At 63.1% G+C, this 16,374-nt stretch carries 18 protein-coding genes; 7 read left to right on the forward strand and 11 right to left on the reverse strand.

Going from position 1 to position 16,374, the window contains the following annotated elements; genetic code table 11:
- Nucleotides 1–586: transporter (locus V5F77_RS22530; protein WP_429007592.1), on the forward strand; the 586-nt coding region annotated here is incomplete at its 5' end.
- Between the two features lie 178 nt (nt 587–764).
- Here the strand turns inward: V5F77_RS22530 and V5F77_RS22535 are convergent.
- The 3 genes from V5F77_RS22535 to V5F77_RS22545 are packed head-to-tail and all read right to left on the reverse strand — an operon-like array spanning nt 765 to nt 4,575.
- The gene (locus V5F77_RS22535) at nt 765–1,985 is read right to left on the reverse strand and encodes an ABC transporter substrate-binding protein (RefSeq protein WP_429007593.1); all 1,221 of its coding nucleotides are present in this window, start codon (nt 1,983–1,985) and stop codon (nt 765–767) included.
- Nucleotides 1,985–3,922 carry an ATP-binding response regulator gene (locus tag V5F77_RS22540; protein ID WP_429007594.1) on the reverse strand — a complete coding sequence of 646 codons (1,938 nt, stop codon included), beginning with the start codon at nt 3,920–3,922 and terminating at the stop codon, nt 1,985–1,987. Before V5F77_RS22540 ends, V5F77_RS22535 begins: the two co-directional genes overlap by 1 nt.
- Nucleotides 3,919–4,575, reverse strand: coding sequence for a LuxR C-terminal-related transcriptional regulator (locus tag V5F77_RS22545; protein ID WP_429007595.1), 657 nt, complete (start codon nt 4,573–4,575; stop codon nt 3,919–3,921). The genes V5F77_RS22540 and V5F77_RS22545 overlap by 4 nt, the downstream gene beginning before the upstream one ends.
- A 501-nt stretch (nt 4,576–5,076) precedes the next feature.
- Here V5F77_RS22545 and V5F77_RS22550 point away from each other — a divergent pair.
- From V5F77_RS22550 to V5F77_RS22560, 3 genes are all read left to right on the forward strand, one after another.
- Entirely contained in the window at nt 5,077–5,541 is a 465-nt protein-coding gene (locus V5F77_RS22550; RefSeq protein WP_429007596.1) for a hypothetical protein, read from the forward strand.
- 132 nt (nt 5,542–5,673) lie between these two features.
- Nucleotides 5,674–6,534, forward strand: coding sequence for a hypothetical protein (locus V5F77_RS22555; RefSeq protein ID WP_429007597.1), 861 nt, complete (start codon nt 5,674–5,676; stop codon nt 6,532–6,534).
- Nucleotides 6,535–6,602: 68 nt separating this feature from the next.
- Nucleotides 6,603–6,908, forward strand: a complete 306-nt coding sequence (locus tag V5F77_RS22560) for a hypothetical protein (protein ID WP_429007598.1) — start codon at nt 6,603–6,605, stop codon at nt 6,906–6,908.
- A gap of 98 nt (nt 6,909–7,006) precedes the next feature.
- On the opposite strand, the gene V5F77_RS22565 is transcribed toward V5F77_RS22560, so the two are convergent.
- Nucleotides 7,007–7,210, reverse strand: coding sequence for a hypothetical protein (locus V5F77_RS22565; RefSeq protein WP_429007599.1), 204 nt, complete (start codon nt 7,208–7,210; stop codon nt 7,007–7,009).
- 49 nt (nt 7,211–7,259) lie between these two features.
- Nucleotides 7,260–8,225 carry a PDR/VanB family oxidoreductase gene (locus V5F77_RS22570; protein ID WP_429007600.1) on the reverse strand — a complete coding sequence of 322 codons (966 nt, stop codon included), beginning with the start codon at nt 8,223–8,225 and terminating at the stop codon, nt 7,260–7,262.
- Between the two features lie 172 nt (nt 8,226–8,397).
- On the opposite strand from V5F77_RS22570, the gene V5F77_RS22575 reads away from it, so the two are divergent.
- Complete coding sequence (locus V5F77_RS22575; protein ID WP_429007601.1) at nt 8,398–8,814, forward strand: DUF2237 family protein; 417 nt, start codon at nt 8,398–8,400, stop codon at nt 8,812–8,814.
- Between the two features lie 16 nt (nt 8,815–8,830).
- On the opposite strand, the gene V5F77_RS22580 is transcribed toward V5F77_RS22575, so the two are convergent.
- Together V5F77_RS22580 and V5F77_RS22585 are read right to left on the reverse strand one after the other, a co-directional pair.
- Nucleotides 8,831–9,163 carry a Rieske 2Fe-2S domain-containing protein gene (locus V5F77_RS22580; RefSeq protein ID WP_429007602.1) on the reverse strand — a complete coding sequence of 111 codons (333 nt, stop codon included), beginning with the start codon at nt 9,161–9,163 and terminating at the stop codon, nt 8,831–8,833.
- A gap of 63 nt (nt 9,164–9,226) precedes the next feature.
- The gene (locus V5F77_RS22585; protein ID WP_429007603.1) at nt 9,227–9,715 is read right to left on the reverse strand and encodes a hypothetical protein; all 489 of its coding nucleotides are present in this window, start codon (nt 9,713–9,715) and stop codon (nt 9,227–9,229) included.
- A gap of 287 nt (nt 9,716–10,002) precedes the next feature.
- On the opposite strand from V5F77_RS22585, the gene V5F77_RS22590 reads away from it, so the two are divergent.
- The gene (locus tag V5F77_RS22590; RefSeq protein WP_429007604.1) at nt 10,003–11,298 is read left to right on the forward strand and encodes an aminotransferase class I/II-fold pyridoxal phosphate-dependent enzyme; all 1,296 of its coding nucleotides are present in this window, start codon (nt 10,003–10,005) and stop codon (nt 11,296–11,298) included.
- A 20-nt stretch (nt 11,299–11,318) separates the two neighbouring features.
- On the opposite strand, the gene V5F77_RS22595 is transcribed toward V5F77_RS22590, so the two are convergent.
- On the reverse strand, nt 11,319–12,053 hold the full coding sequence (locus V5F77_RS22595) for a DJ-1/PfpI family protein (protein ID WP_429007605.1): 735 nt from the start codon (nt 12,051–12,053) through the stop codon (nt 11,319–11,321).
- Between the two features lie 165 nt (nt 12,054–12,218).
- The gene (locus tag V5F77_RS22600) at nt 12,219–13,133 is read right to left on the reverse strand and encodes a manganese catalase family protein (protein WP_429007636.1); all 915 of its coding nucleotides are present in this window, start codon (nt 13,131–13,133) and stop codon (nt 12,219–12,221) included.
- A gap of 500 nt (nt 13,134–13,633) precedes the next feature.
- On the opposite strand from V5F77_RS22600, the gene V5F77_RS22605 reads away from it, so the two are divergent.
- Entirely contained in the window at nt 13,634–14,401 is a 768-nt protein-coding gene (locus tag V5F77_RS22605; RefSeq protein ID WP_429007606.1) for an alpha/beta fold hydrolase, read from the forward strand.
- Nucleotides 14,402–14,443: 42 nt separating this feature from the next.
- Here the strand turns inward: V5F77_RS22605 and V5F77_RS22610 are convergent, their stop codons facing one another.
- Together V5F77_RS22610 and V5F77_RS22615 are read right to left on the reverse strand one after the other, a co-directional pair.
- Nucleotides 14,444–15,691 (reverse strand): lytic murein transglycosylase, encoded by a 1,248-nt coding sequence (locus V5F77_RS22610; protein ID WP_429007607.1) that lies wholly within the window; start codon nt 15,689–15,691, stop codon nt 14,444–14,446.
- 122 nt (nt 15,692–15,813) lie between these two features.
- Nucleotides 15,814–16,122 carry an alkylphosphonate utilization protein gene (locus tag V5F77_RS22615; protein WP_429007608.1) on the reverse strand — a complete coding sequence of 103 codons (309 nt, stop codon included), beginning with the start codon at nt 16,120–16,122 and terminating at the stop codon, nt 15,814–15,816.
- Between the last annotated feature and the right edge of the window lie 252 nt (nt 16,123–16,374).

Here is a 16,374-nt window from a genome sequence, read left to right on the forward strand (position 1 = left end):
CTCCTTCGTTGTGGCGCCTACGGTGTTCGATATCATCACCTCCGTGAGTCCAGACGAAATCGGTTTTTACAATACCTATTTCGCAAGTCAGGTGAGCTGGGCCATTACCGATGCATTGCGCATCGGATACCGGATCGGCGGTTACATCCCGCAAGATGGACCGGTTGCTTATAACTATGGAACTATTGAACAGCGCGCGGGCTTGACCTATCTCGCGAACGGTCTCCAGATGACCGCCAACTTCATGTATGGCGTGACCGTAGGCAACGGGCAGCAAGATCGGGGGCCAGATTACTTTGTGGCCGATCTTTCTGCGACCCAGACCTTCGGAAAATGGCAATTAGGGCCGGTGATGTATGCCACCGTCGATCTGACAAGCCCCTATGCCGGCTATCAGAAGCAGAGCCAGGTGGCTGTCGGCGGTCTGGTGGGATACGATTTCGGCGGTGCGACCTTGCAATTGAAGCTCACCACCGATGTATCGGAAAGCAACTACGGGGGGCGCGAGACGGTTGTGTGGAGCAACCTCATCATCCCGCTCTGGACGGCGAAGCCCGCGCCTGCGGCGCCTGCTGTTCACAAGTGAGCTGAGAAGATCAGCAGGAAGTGCGCCACGGCTTCGTATCGCCGTGCCTTGAAAAAGCGGATGGCATGGTCTTTCATGCCATCCGGACCCGTTGAATGCGGATGGACGGGACGAGTTGACCTATGCGGGCTCAAAAATGGCCCAGGCAGTACATCTCAGGCATCGGCTGCGGGACCGGTCAGACCTTGCGCATCCATGCCGGCAACTGGAAACGGCCGGTATTATACGGAACCGGGGCGATGACGACTTGTCCCTTCCGGTAATCTTGCACCTGATAAAACAGATGGGGCATCCCGCGTGAGGGGTCGTCGGTGGCGTCGGGATAGGGAATCGCGGCTTGCCATTTGGGATGATACTGAATCATGCCGAGCATGCTGCGGTAGCTGATATCCTTCAGCCGGCCCGCGACTTTTCTGTTCTGGGTGAATTCATAGGGCGCTCCGGTGCCCCCTGCCACGGCCGCGGCCAGGGCAAAATGATGCAAGGCGCTGTAGGACAAGGCGCCCACTTCGGGGGTCGAATTGGCGCCGAACCGCGCGCGGTAGCGCTCGCTGTAGGCAAAGCCTTCGGCATCGTGGACCAGGCCGACGACGGTGCCGATGATGGCCCCTTCAGCCGCTTGCCCGGCGATGTCGGTAAATGTCTGATGCATGCCGCCATATTGCAGGTAAACGAGGCAATCCATCGGGTTCTTCATGAATTGAAGCTGGAAGTGCGCAATATCCCCTGCGTAAAAATGCGTATTGGCGAGAACGGCCGGGCGGGTCTCGCGGGCGCGCTCGATGGCCGCCCGCCAATCGGTGGTCGGCGTCCTCACGATCTCCGGTCCGAACACCACCTGCCATCCGAAATCGGCCGCGACCGATTTCATCGCATTGGCGGTGACGATGCTGTAGGGGCGCGAGCCGGAGATGATGGCGAGGCGGTTCGATGCTGGCTGCCACTGCCCGCTGTCGCGCAGCCAGGATAGGAACTTGATGAATCCCTGGCCGTACCAATATTCCGCCGGATCGCTCATGAAGCAGCCGAAATAGCGCTCCGGATCGCTCATGACCGTGTCGTGATGCTGCAGCAGCGTATTGTGGTGGACGTAGATCAAGCCCGCGTCGGCGATGGGCTCATATTCCGCGTTCTGGGCCCCGATGTTGTAACCGTTTATGATCGCATGGACATGATGCTTGCCTATCAGCTCGCGGGCGGCGGCGGAGACGGATTCCGCGCTTTGATCACCGGTATCGGTGAAGATCGGCCGCAGTGGTATGCCGAGTATGCCGCCCTTTGCATTGACCTCTTCGATTGCGAGGATCAGCCCGTTGCGAAACTCGTGCCCGTCGGCGGAGGATGCACCGGTCAGTGGAACCATGCTGCCGATCGGAATCGTATCGGGCGGACTGGTCATCAGGTTCCAGGCTCCACCGAAACATGCGGGGTCTCGTACAGCAGGTGATGCATCGCGGAGCGCAGCCGCGCTGGGCTGATGGGCTTTATCAGAACCGGCAGGTCCGCCTCGCGGATCTGCGCGATCAGCGCTGGATCTGTATCCGCGGTGGCGACGATGCCGGGCAGGCGGATGCCCACCAGTTCGCGCAGGCGGGCCAACACCTCGGTGCCGGTCTGCCCGTTGGGGAGCCGGTAGTCGACGAGAACGAGGTCGGGGACCTCTCCGCCCTGCGCGACCAATTCTATCGCCCTGACGCCGTCGCTGGCGGCAGTCACCTGCACCCCCCAGCGCTCGAGCAGGCCGCAGACGGTGGTCCGCAGCATCTCGTTGTCTTCGATGACCATGACGTTGACCCCGAGAAATTCGCCACCCACCCGCTCTGAGATCTCGGGCTCGCCAAGATCGCTCTGCCATACATTTCCGATCGGTACCGAAACCGAGAACATAGACCCCCTGCCAGGCTTGGAACTTACGTCGATCTTGTGATCAAGCAGTTCTGCAAGCCTGGAAGCAATATTAAGGCCAAGTCCAAGCCCCTTCTGCCGATGGCTGGGTTGGTCAGCAACCTGATGAAACTCCTCGAATATCAACTCAAGCTGATTGCTTGGAATTCCAGCTCCCGTGTCCCACACTTGAATGTCCAATTGGCTGCCGCGTCGACGTGCGCCAAGCAGAATTCCACCGTATTCTGTGAAGCGAATTGCATTGGCGATGAAATTGCTCAAAATACGTTCAAGAAGCACACGGTCGGATTGAATTGTGGTGTGGCTGTTCACAAAATGGAACGATAGACCCTTCGCTTCGGCCTGAGGGGCAAACTCGATTCTGAGCCGCTCCATCACCTGTGAGATCTGAAAATGCACCACCCTCGGGGTGATGCGGCCGGCGTCCAATTGCCCGATCTGCAGCAGGGAGCCTAAAATATCCTCCATGATGCTGACGGTTACGTCCATCGAATGCAGGAGATCCTTTTTGGTGTTCTCGTCCTGCACGCTAAAGCCGCTGTAGATCAGGATCTTGAGCGTCGCGAGGGGCTGCCGTAGATCGTGGTTGGCGGCACGAAGGAAGCGGCTCTTCTTCATGTTTGCGGTTTCGGCGATCTCCTTTGCCTGGCGCAGGGCCCGTTCTCCGCCCTTTTGGTTGGTGATGTCCTGCACCCGGACAATCGTGCCTTCGGGAATGCCGATTGGGGCCATCTCGATCCAGCGCCCGTCCGACAATTGGTGCTCGCGCACGCGATTTTCCCGAAAATCCAGCCGTACCTGATCGATCCAGGCCGCAAGCGGTCCCTCGATGAGGAATGCACCCGAATGAGCGATGGCGAGAATGAAGTCCTCACGCGACATTCCAGGCCGTAGATTGGTCCTGAACGCATCGTGCAAATCGCGGAAGCGCCGGTTGGCGAGCACGAGCCGGTCGTCCTCATCCCAGCAGGCAAGGCCTTGATCGAGATGTTCGATGAAGCGGCTGCGCCAAATCTCGTTCTCCGCGTCGCGCGCGGTCCACACCTCGTCGGAGATATCGCGTACCGTTCCCACGATGCGGATGACGCGTCCCTGACTGTCGAATTGCGGCCGACTGGAATCCCGTAAGCAGAGATTGGGCGCATCTGCCCCCTCCCAGTTGAACTCGATCTGCGAAGCTCGGCCGGCGATCAGGCTTTCCAGATGCTGCTGAACCAGGGGGGCAGATGCCCCCAAGCGACCCTCGATCAGGGCGAGGATTGGCAGCGGCGTCGCGCCGACCAGCGTACCTGCTTGCCATTCCAGGGTCGGTTGCGCGCTTGCGTTTAGAGAGAATGAGTAGGCGAGGCAATTGAGCGTCGCGCAGATCAGCTCAAGTTCTTCTTTTTGTGCGCCCATCGGATCTATTAGCGAGGGCACAGGCGCCTTCAATGCGTTTCCCTCAGGCTGGCAGCATGGGTGACGCCGTACGAGATGAATTCCGAGCGGTCTTTCAGGTTCAATTTTCGGCCGATGTTACGCAGATGTACCCGAACTGTATTCGGGCTCATTCCAAGTTCTTCGGCTATATTGAAATTGGACAGTCCCTGAGCGATCAGCTCCAGAACCTCGTCCTCGCGTGCCGTAAGCGTCGCGGGCTTGTCTGCGTCACGCCGAGCCTCCGTTCCCGGCCCGCGATGGTGGCGCGAACCCTGGAGGACATCGCGCGGAAAATACACGTCGCCATTAAGGACGGTGGTCAGTCCCTTGAGCAGCTCCGCCCCGTCGGCGCTCTTGGGAATATAGCCGATGACGCCTTCCGAGATGGCTTGAAGGACGTGCTCACGGTCTTCATGAACGGAGATGACCGCGATTGGAATGTCGGGATACCTGGACCGCAGCGTCCGCAATCCCTCGAACTCGGAAAGGCCCGGCATCACGAGGTCAATGAGCATCAACTCGATGTCGGGATTGGCGCGCACGATATCCATCGCTTCCTGGAAGTTCGACGCCTCCAACGGCTCAAAGGCGATGCCGACAGACTTCATGGCATATTTGAGCGACGCGCGGATCATCCAATGATCGTCGGCAATCAGGACTTTCATCACATATTCCGGCCGAGATATTTCCTGCCTAATCGGATTCGCGTAATCGCCCAGCGTGTGAGTCTACACGAATTTTCTTATCTCTTACGCGTAAATGAGTCTGTGTGAAAGGCGCTCTTGGCCTCACGGCGAGCTGTCACGCGCTGGTGATCGAGCGCAACGACACCTGTGCATTTGCCGTGTTGGCGAGCCGTTTCGTCTTGGTCGCGCGCGTACCGCGAAGCCCAAGACAAGGCTTCCCCAAAGAGACTGCGCAAGCTTGGCGCGATGCGCCGATGGTGGTGGCCCCGTTTAGGCCCGCGGGCGAGGGGCAACGGGCCGGGTCCGCTTGGAGGCATTGGAGCTTAAGGCGGCGGCCGCGACGGGGGCGGGGCCGGAATGACTCGCTTGGGGGACCCCGCACCCGCAGGCGGGTTGTCGACTTGGCGCGCTCTGTGCGTAGGGCGCGGCGTATGGCAGCCGTGTCGGATTCCCGACGGCGAACCCCACCAGGAGCGTATCGTGCCCGTCTTGCAAGAACTCCGTGTCGTCGTCGCGCTCGCACCCGCTAAACCCAATGGATTGGCGGATCTTGGCGCTCCCCTGGTCGAGGCGACCGGGGTCAAGAAAGGGCGCGCGCACGAGTTCGCGCAGGTGCTGAGCGACGGCAAGATCGGGCGCCGGTTCCAGGATCTGCGCGTGGTCGCGGTCAAGACCGTGGAGGGCGGCGCGCCCTCGGCGAAAGTGTTCGTGCAGTTCGAGGTGTTCGGGGACAATACCGCCGTCGCCACGAACGGGGTCGGCTTCGACGCGGTTCTGGGCGCGGGCACGCAGGATCTGGCACATCTTTCGTCCAGCAGCCTGTTCCTGCCCTATTCCAGCTTCTGGTATCCGAACCGGTTCGTGTTCGACATATCGATCGCAGATTTCGACCAGGCCGACAGCCTCGCATTCATCGCGAAATCCGAAGAGGTGCGCAGTATATAGCCGGCTCTAAATCACGCGCGCGGGAGGTGGCACAAGCGTTGCTTCGTCCGGCATCTTGGACATGCAACGCGGGCAGGGGGCTTTAAGCGTGAGGCGGGGGACCAGACAATCCGTGCCGGAAGCCGCCGCGCCATGAGCCTCGATCTGGTCCGGCTCGGCAAGCTGCTCGCCCTCGCGGGCAGCGAGAACGAGAGCGAAGCCATGGCGGCGATCCGCAAGCTGAAGACGCAGCTTGTCGCCGAGGGCCTGAGCTTTACCGATCTCGGCCAGAGGCTGATGGCACAGGCGGGAAAAGCTGCAGACGCCGGCGGCCGCCCGCCGCCCCCCGCGGCGCCCAGCTTCACCGATGAAGCCGGCGTGGTGTGGCCGAGCCGCGAGGCCCATGACACGTTTCAGGCGGCGGCCGCCGCGCGGCGGGACAAGGATTGGCAGCGCACCGAGGTCGAGCGCACGGCCGTGATCGCCCGCTACGGCTCGCGCGAAGCCGCCTTGGCCCGGAGCGCGCGCGAGCAGATGCTGCACGATGCCGTGGCCGATCTGCTGGTGCGGCAGGAGCCGGACACCGACCCGCCGGGGCGGTGGCACGCCAGCCTCGGCGGTTGGGATCGCAGCATGATGCAGCCGCCGGACATGGTCCGCGCCCGCATCGATCAGGCGTTGCCGCTGCCGGTCAATGTGCGGCAGGCGAAGGACGAGTTCGACTATTGGACCGCGCGTTCGCGTGAGCTGGAGATGCTGATGGGTCGGCCGGGGGACAGCCAGCTTGATCTGCCGGCGGTGTGCCGGGCGCGGCGCGTGCAGGCGCTCTATGAGCGTGAATTGCCGATCCGCTCGATCGATGATCTGCATCTGCGCCTGCAGTTTTCGGTGAATCCCGAATGGGTGGACGAGACCGGCGAGGGCCTGCCGCAGATCCTGGAAGCCTTCGAGGCGCTGATCATCGCGCCCGCACAGGACGCGCCGCCTGCTGAAGCGTGCCCCTCCGATGCGTAACCAACGGGCGCCCGACCATGGCCTGCGATGATGATCCGCGTCCTTCAGGCCGAACCGAGCGGGGACCGATGAGCTACCCTTGCGTCAAACGCGTGCCGCACCGCATGCTCGGCGATCTTCTGCGGATGATGCTGAACGAGCGGCTGTTTCTGGATCTCACATTGGAGGAGGGCCGCACCCTGTCGCGTGCCTTCACCGCCGTGGGGCACGATTGGCGGCGCACCGACTTGGTCTATCTCAGCCCGGTGGCGAGCGACGCCGATTTCACCGCCAATGTGCGGCAGGACGGCCTTCACGTGGAGACGCCCGAGGGCGCCCTTCATCTGACCTGGGATGACGTCAGCGAGCTTGCCGAGCGCCTCGCCGTGGAATGAGGCGGGGGCACGCGCGGGCCGAGCACCGCCCGGCCGGAACCGTGCCGGGCGCCCCCCATCTTCGTCGCGTGCCTTTCTTCGTCACGCTCCGTTCTTCGTCACGCCGCGGCGCCGCCGCTCGCGTGCGGTTCGGCGGTCAGCGTCTGGACCTTCTGGGCGATGGAAATCCAGGTGTCGTGGGCGTCCATCTTCCCGCCGATCTTGAAGCTGCGCGCCATCTCCGCCGCGAAGCCCACGCCTTCCGCGCCATATTGCTCGGCGATGATCCAGGCGGTCTGCCATAAATCGGTTTCTGTCACCATTGCGGCTCTCACGCACTCGGGCGCCGGTGTATCGGCAGGGGTGCTGTTGTCACAAATCCAACACCAGCGTGTCGCCTTTGGCGCGCGACACACAGGCGAGGAAGTAGCCCTCGGCGCGCTGCTCGGCGGATAGCCGCTTGTCGCGGTGGTCGACCTCGCCCTCAAGCACCTTGACCTTGCAGGTGCCGCACAGCCCCTGCTCGCAGGAGGTGGGAATTCTCACGCCCTTCTCTTCCAATAAGCCCGCCACCGTCTTGTCGCCGGGGATCTTGAACACCGCGCCGGTGCTGGCGATCTTCACTTCGAATACCTTGTCGAGCAGGGGGGCCGACTGCTTTGCGGTAAAGCGTTCCACATGGATCCGCTCCTCGCCCCAGCCCTTCTGCGCTGCGGCCTTGACGATCGGGTCCAGCCACCAATCGGCGCCACAGAGGAACAGGTGCGTCTCCTCCGGCTGCGCGGCGAAAACCGTCGCCGGATTGAACACCTGGTTCTTCTCGCTATCCTCTAGATAATAGCGGGTGTCGGGCGAGAAGCTCGCCGCGTCGATGGTTCCGCGAAACGCGCCGGGGGACATCAGCGCGAAGACATAGTGAAACTCGAACGGAATGTTCTGCGCCTTGAGATAATCGGCAATGCTGAGGATCGGCGTGACGCCGATGCCGCGCGCCACCAGGATGGCGCGCTTGGTGGTGCGGGGAACGCGGAAGCGGTTGCGCGGCAGGCCGACCTGCAAGGTGTCGCCGACATTCACCGCCTCGTGCAAGGCCTTGGAGCCGCCACGGCTGTTGGCATCCTTCCACACGCCGATCCGGTAGCGGTGGCGGTCCGAGGCGCTGTTGAGCAGCGAATATTGGCGCACCAGCCCGCCGGGTATGGTCACATCCACATGCGCGCCGGGGGAGAAGGCGGGAAGCTCCGCGCCCTCGGGATCGACGAGTTCGAACGAGACCATGTTGTGGGCCTCGATGGCCTTGCCTGCTACGATAAGTGAGTGCAGGGCGGTGTCTGTCATGTCATCCTCCGTGTCGCGCCAAACCCGCGTCTGCGATGGGTCGTGCAATTTGGAGACCACGGACCGCGCACGGCGGCCTGGTGTTTGCTTTCTTCTCCTCGCCTGCCCTGTCCTCGCCAGCGGCGCGTGGGGCAGACGCCGGCTTTCGACCACAACCGATCGGGATGCAGTCATGTTCAGAGACGACAGCAGTGGTGGGCGCGGGGGCGGGGGGCGGCGCAGCGTGTCGCGCAATGTTCTGGGCGAGCCGCTGGAATTGTGCGCGACAAGCCCGATGACCGGCTTCTACCGCGACGGCTGCTGCAATACCGGGAGCGAGGATGTCGGAAACCACACCGTCTGCATTGTGGCGACCGCCGGGTTTCTCGCGTTCTCGAAGGCGAGCGGCAATGATCTCTCGACGCCGCTGCCGGCCTATGGATTTCCCGGCCTGAAGCCCGGCGATCGCTGGTGCCTGTGCGCGCCACGCTGGCAGGAGGCCTTCGAGGCGGGGCAGGCGCCGCGCGTGGTTCTGCGCGCCACCCATGAGGGCGCGCTGCGCTCTTGCGCCCTGGCCGATCTCAAGCGCGCCGCCATCGATCTCGCCTGAGGCCGGCCCACAGCCCTCAGGGCGAGACGAACACCGGGGAGACGCCCTCGGTATCGATATAGACGATGCCCTCCTCGATCTTGACCGGATATTCGGCCAAAGCCACCGCATGCTCGTGGGTGGGATCGCCCGAATTCATATCCCAGGTCCAGAAGTGGAGCGGGCAGGTGAGCACGGTCCCGTCGAATTCGGCTTCGGCGAGTGGTGTGTTGGTGTGCGGACACACGCCCTGAAACGCCTTCACCGCGCCGTTTTCCGGCCAGGCGAGAACGATGAGATGGGCATCGGCGATGACGAGCCGCATGCCGCCTTCGATGATCGTATCTTCCCTGCAGACCCTGGTGAACATTCCACCCCCCGAATTGGCAAGATCAATATGTTGAAGGCGGCCCATGCCTGGGCTTTGCTGTCCTTATGAAGCCGTGTCCGCGTGGGGGGCATCGGCGTCCGGCGCGCGTGCGACGTCCTCGGTCTCGGCCATCAAGCGGGCGCGCCAGCGCTGCTGGAAGGCGGTCCAGGATATGAGGCGCGGGAAGGTCACATCGACGAACCATTCGCGCGTCGCGGCCCCATCCGGCCATTGGCGCTCCTCGCCATGCCATTCCAGCGCCGGCCAGAGCGGATTGCGCTGGGCAGGACCGGTTGGCGGATGCTGGGAGGGTCGGCCAAGGTCCAGGCTCAGCCACGCCATGATTTCCGGACGAAACGTGTTGGCGAAGAACAGGCCGTGACGGCCGAGACGCTGCGGCGCGCGCAGAAGCTGTTGCTCGATCCAGGCAAAGGCCGGGGGCGCGGACGCGGCGTGAAACTCGCGCAAGGTCAAAAGTCGGAATCCCTGCGCAAGCCATTGCGCGGGCACGGCATGGATGCAGGCGGAGGCCGGCGGATCCGCGTCCGTCATGGCCCGGTCGACCCATGGGTTCCCGCCTCGACCCGCGCCCCGGCGTGGCGCATGTCCGACACGAAGCTGCGTGAGAGAGCCGGTTCAATCCTCATGCCGTATCACAGGCAATATGAGTGCCAATCCTTGCGTCAGGTCGCTTGCGCCCTGTGTTGGGCCTCCGGCGGCCGAGTGACGGTTCGGCCGGGCGGTCAAGACAAAGCGACATGTGGGGAGAAAATTTGACTTGTTTTGTCTGATCGCGGTATCAGAGCGGGGCTGAACGCCGAACCAGATCGGAGCAGGGTGTGATTACCGGCCGAACGGCAACCGAGATCGTCGAGAGCGTTCAATCCGCGGTGGATGGCGGCAGGTTGAAGCACGGGCAGAGCCTGCCCACCGTTCGCATGCTGGCGAGCGAACTCGGCGTCAATCGCAACACCGTGGCGGCGGCGTACAAGCAGCTCTCCGAGGCCGGCGTCATCGAGGGGCGCGGCCGCCAGGGCAGCCGGGTCACCGCCGAGGCCTCCGCCGCACCGTGGATGAGCGTGTCGCCGCGCGATCTCGCGGGAGGCAACCCCGATCCCGCGCTGCTGCCGGACATGACCGCCGTGGTCCGGGCCCTCGTGTGGCACCAGCGGGCCTATGAAGAGCCCCCGCATGATCCGCGCTTGCTTGGGATTTTCGGCCAGCGGTTCGAGGAGGATGGCCTGCCGGTCGGCGAGCTGTGGCTGGCGTCGGGAACCTTCGATGCGATCGCGACCATCTTCCGCAAGATGCTCGCGCCCGGCGATGCCATCGGCGTCGAGGATCCCTGCTTCATGACGACGCTCGGGCTGGCGCGGCAGGCGGGCTACGCCACCTTGCCGATGGCCGTGGACGACGAGGGCGTCACACCCGAGGGCTTGAGGAGCGCGCTGAAGAGCGGCGCCAAAGCCGTTATCGTGACGCCGCGCGCCCACAATCCCGTGGGCGGTTCCTGGACGAAATCCAGGCTGGCGGCGCTCCGCGAGGTGATGCGCGCCTATCCCGATGTGCTCCTCATCGAGGACGATCATTATGCCGTCCTCTCCCGCTTCCCGCCCATGTCCCTGGTTGACGTCACCCGGCCGCATTGGGCGATCATCCGCTCGGTCTCGAAACATATCGGGCCGGACCTGCGGCTTGCCGTGGTCAATTCCAGCCGCGAGCTGGCGCGCGCATCACTGTCGCTGAACGCATTCACCGGGCGCTGGGTCAGCTCGATCCTGCAGACGTCGGTGCTGGCGGTGCTGTCGGCGCCGGGCTATGGGCCTCTGGTCGCCAATGCGGCCTCCACGTATGACCGGCGGCGGGAGGGCGTCATCGAGGCCCTCGCCGCTCGAGGCGTGCAATCCCAAGGGCGGGACGGCATGAACGTGTGGATTCCCGTGGAGGACGAGCAGGCCGTCGCGCGTCGGCTGCTTGAGGGCGGGTGGACGGTGCGCACGGGATCCACTTTTCGCCTGGCTTCGCCTCCGGCGATCCGCATCACCGCCAGCGCCATGGATAAGGCCCTGGCCCTGGAATTTGCCGACACGCTTGCACGTATTCTCCGGGACGAGGTGATCGAAAGAGGCGCCTGACGCCGCTTTCGATCCTTCCTTCAGGCCGAGTGCGGCGCGGGGCTGTTCCCCGGCTCGGAGATGCCCAGCCGTTTCGCCACCCGCTTTGCCGTTTCGATGCGGTCCGCAGTAAGCTGCTTTACCGCATCGCGTGCCGCCGCGACGATCGCCTTTGGGGCACGCTCCGGCGTGCCGGCGTCGAACGGCGGCTCTGGGTGGTATTGCATATAGAGCTGGATCTGCTGGGCCGCCGCGTCGCCGCGCAGGATGGCCGCGAGCCGTAGGGCGCCGTCGATCCCCGATGTCACGCCGCCGGCGGAGATATGGTTCCCCTCGACCACGACGCGGTCCGTCACAGCAACGGCGCCGAGATAGGGAAGAACATCCAGCGCGGCCCAATGGGTGGTTGCCCGCTTGCCCCTCAGGAGGCCCGCGGCGCCACAAATGAGCGCGCCGGTACAAACGGAAAAGACAAACATCGCCCCCGCGGCTTGATTGCGAATGAAGTCCAGAGTCTCGTCGTCCTCCATCAGCGCTTGCTGGCCGGGGCCGCCAGGCACGTGAAGCACGTCCAGCCGAGGCATCTGCGAGAACGTCTTTTCCGGCGTCAGAATGAGGCCGCGCGTGTCTTTCACCGGCGCCAAGGTCTTGGCTCCGATGTGGAAGGTCGAGTTGGGGATTCGGGACAGGACCTCGAACGGTCCGGTGAAATCGATCTGATCCAAGCCGTCGAACAGAATCGAGCCGATTTGAAGATGCGTGTCTGCGGGGATCATGGCTTGTCCTTCCTGAGCACGCCGCGCGTCGCGACGCCTCGGTGTGACAAAACCGGGCCCATGTCGTCAAGACAAATAAATTACAAAAATCAATTTGACCTATTTTGTCTTTAAACAGCGGCTCTGCAATGCGGTGGCGACGCCACGCGTCGCCACCGCCCCTGTTCAGCGGCTCTTTTTGTAGAGCTTCGCCGCGATCTCATACATTTCCTCGGGCGCATAATTGGGTGCAAAAGCCGAGGGGGTTCCTTCAAGGTCGGGAATCTTCCCGCCGTCCGGCATCCCCTCGACGACCTGCAATTCTCCCGGCGGGTCGCCCGGCAGAGCCTTCTCGCCCTTGCCCCAAATCGTCGCCATGTCGAGATAGTCGTCCGGGCTGAAATTGTAGAGGCGGCGATGCGATCCTTCCGCCAGATATTTCTGGGACTCGGGGATCTTGTCGAGATTGATGTTCGGGACCGGCAGCATCTTCTCCAGCTCTACCCCGGTCAGCTTCTTGATGGCCAAGGCATAGGCGTGAGCATGTAGGCTTCCACGCACCAGCAGATAGCCGCACACTTCCCGCCCCGTCGGTTCCGTCATGGTCTCGTAGACGCGCAGCTTGTGCAGACGGGCACCGCATTCGAGATGGAAGTTATGCAGCAGATCGAAGATCACGTTGCCGGTGGTGGTCACGAAATCCATGTTCCATGACGCACCATTGCTGTTCATGGGCATGGCGCCGCCGCCGTTCGAAAGGAACGAGGCAGCAAGCCGGATGTCCTGCATGTCGGCGAAAGGGGCATCGCTAATGTCGACGTCCTCGGTCGGGTCACCCGGGCCATTATTCAACATGGCGACGCCGGTGCTGACCAGTTCAACATGGCCAAGCTCCTCGGCGGTGATTGCCGCGACCAGGCTGTAGAAAGGCTTAAGCTTGGTCTTGCTGCGGAAATTGAAGCTCTGGAACATGTAATTGCCGAGCGTGGACATCTCGCCGTACTTCCCGCCCAGCAGTTCCTGGAGGGCCGCCGCCGCGTTCGGATTGGGGGCTTTGGGAATGGGTAACTCGGTTTGAAGCTTGTCGACGCGCATAAACATCGCAGTGTTCCCGATTATTTGACCAATGGTCATAAACCCCGCGATCTACGTCTACGTTCCCTGTAATGAGTAAGTATGTTCTGCGCTTGCGCTTAAGTTAAAGGCGAAAGCGCTGCCATATGCGGTCATTGATCGGTATAAATGGAAATGAAGAAGCATTGTTTATGAAATGACTAAGGTAAAATCTTGCACCTGGGGCCGCAAAATTTGATCTCTGTTCTTCGCGGAAGGAACCAGTTCGCATACGGCGGGTTATCCGGTGTGCGTTGCAGCAGAAAGGTCAATGGGGCCGGCTGGCCTCGCCTGGAGGTGTGGCCGTGAGCCGATTTGGTACTGCACAAACAATGGGACTGGTGGCCCTCGGGGCCCTTGCGGCAGCCGCCGTCTTCAATCGCCTCGCCTCGCGGCGCGCCGAACGCAATAATCCACCCACCGGGAGGTTCATGGAGGTGGAGGGCGTCAAGCTCCACTATACCGATCAAGGCCAAGGTCCGGCCATCGTGTTCCTGCACGGCAATGGGGCGATGGTTGAGGATTTCCAGGCGAGCGGCCTTCCCGACAAACTGAAGGACGCACGATTGATCGCGTTCGACAGGCCGGGCTTCGGTCACAGCACACGGCCACGATCGAAAGTGTGGACCCCCTCCGCTCAAGCGGATCTGATCCAAAAAGCATTGGCCCGGCTTGGCGTGACAGAGGCCATTGTCATTGGTCATTCCTGGGGGGCGCTGGTGGCCGCGACCTTGGCGGTGCGCCACCCTTCACATGTGAAGGGGTTGGTTCTCGCATCCGGCTATTATTTCCCCAGCGCGCGGCTTGATGGGGTGATGTCCGCCGGTGGCGCCATGCCCGGTGTCGGGGATCTGATGAGCCACACCGTGTCGCCCCTTCTTGGCCGAATGATCTGGGGGGCGATGCTGCGCAAGATATTCGGGCCGGCTGAAGTCCCTGAAAAATTCGATATATTTCCTAAGGAAATGGCTCTGCGGCCGTCCCAATTGCGGGCCGCCGCGGTCGAAGCCACCATCATGGTGCCCGCCGCAGCGGCGGCTTACCAACACTACGGCGAGCTGAAAATGCCTGTCGCGATCATCGCCGGCATGGACGATCGGCTGATCGACTTTCGCGCCCAATCCAAGCGCCTGCACGACGTCATCCCCCAGAGCACGCTTCGCGGCGTTCCCGGCTGTGGACATATGGTGCACCAGACCGCGACGAACGATGTTCTTGCGGCGATCGAAGAGGTGCGCACGAAGACCAGCCGGTAAGACGAGTCTGGGTGGCCGGCCGCTTGGCCCGGCTTCCCGGCTTTATCTTCCCGTACGCATCGATTGCAGCACCGCCTCGCTCGGCCAGCAATCCACCTTCAGGCCGGCCGATTTCTGGTAGGCGCCGAGGGCCGCGCGGGTCAGCATCCCCGCCTTGCCGTCGATCTTGTCGGTGTAGAGGCCGATGCGCGCCAGATGTTTCTGCATCGCCTCCACCGAGGTGGTGCGCAACTGCGTGGAGGCCGACCACGGGGTGGCGAACGGCTGCGGGGTCACCATGCGGTCGGAGAGATGGCCGACGAACAGGACGTAGAGATCGGAAAAATTATATTCCTTGATCACGAAGTAATTCTTCGTGGTGAGGAAGGAAGGGCCATAGATGCCCTCGGGTTGCAGGAGCGAGGCGGGCTGCGCCTGCTCGGCGGCGGAAAGCTTCTGCCCGCCCACCGGCGTGTAGCCGGCGCGCAGCCATTCGCCGATCGGCCTCTGGACCTCGGGCACGCCGAGGGTGCAGTCCGCATTCGCGGGGGCGCGGACTTCATAAGCCCAGCGCACGCTGCTCTGCCAGCCCTTGTCCGCGAGTTGCTTGGCGGCGGAGGCCAGGGCATCGGGCACCGAATGCCAGATATCGGCCCGGCCATTGCCGTCGAGATCGACGCCGTGCCCGTAATAGTCGGACGGCAGGAATTGCGTCAGGCCGGTCGCACCGGCCCAGGACGAGCGGAAGTCCTTCCGCGATACCGTGCCCTCGTCGAGGATCTTCAACGCGAGAATGAATTCGGTGCGGTACTGCTCCTTGCGGCGGCCGACATAGGCCTGCGTCGCCACCACGCGCAGCGTGTCATAGGGGGATGTGTACCGGCCGAAATCCGTCTCGCGGCCCCAGAGTGCCAGCACCATCGTACCAGGCACGCCGAACTGGCTTTCGATGCGGTCCAGCGCCGCCCGATACTTCTGCATCAGGCGCTGCCCCTCGGCGCCCAGCCGCGCGATGTTGGATTCCTTCACATAATCAGCCGGCACCTGCACGAACTCGGCCTGCCCCCGCGCGCCGGTCACGGGCCGTCCCGGCAGGGCCAGATCGGGTAGCTTGTAGTCGGGCTCCAGTCCGCGCGTCTCGCGCTCGAATGTTGCGCGCGAAACACCGGCCGCCTGCGCCTCCGGCCAGAGCGAGGCGACGAACTGGGTGAAGGCGGCATCGGCCGCGTGGGCGGCGGGTTGAAGCGCCAGTGCCGAAAGCAGCAGGCCCAGGACGAAGATGCAGCAAGCTGATCGCACGGAACCGCTCATGCTTGGATTTCGAAAGTGTGCATGCGCGACGCTAGCACGCAGCGCCACGGCCGGGAACGCGGGGAGGGGCCTCGCCGCTCGGGCGATGGGTTCGGCAAGGCGCGCCAGCAGGAAGCTACGATCTAGACTTTCCTCACGAACTCGGCCCGCAGCACCAGCCCCTTGATGCCGGGATAGCGGCAGTCGATCTCCTGATCGTGGCCGGTCAGCCGGATCGTCTTGATCACCGTTCCACGCTTGAGCGTCTGGTTCGCGCCTTTGACCTGGAGGTCCTTGATCAGCACCACGCTGTCATCGTCGCTGAGGAGGGTGCCTGCGGAATCGCGCACCTGGACATGCGTCGCCTCTGCCTTCAGGGCCGCCTCGCTCGGGCTGAGCCATTCGCCCGTCGCTTCATCGTAAACGTAGTCACCTTCGCCGTTCGCGCTCATCTCGCCCTCCTGTGCCGAATCTGATTGCCGCACTATATAGGCGATCCGTCCGACGTGCCGTGCCCCGCTAGTCAGACTTTTTCGGCCTATGGCAGCGGCGCTCGACGGGCCGTCCGGCCTCATCAAGCAAATCGGCAAGCGAGGGAGGGGGCGCACGCAGGCATTCATCGATCGTGTGACGATTGAAGTTCTCCACGAAGGCGTGGTTCCAGCCAGTTCGGCCCCTGCAGGGCAGGGGCCGAAGGCGCACGC

This window comes from Roseixanthobacter psychrophilus (genome assembly GCF_043195195.1).
Lineage (GTDB): Bacteria > Pseudomonadota > Alphaproteobacteria > Rhizobiales > Xanthobacteraceae > NCEH01.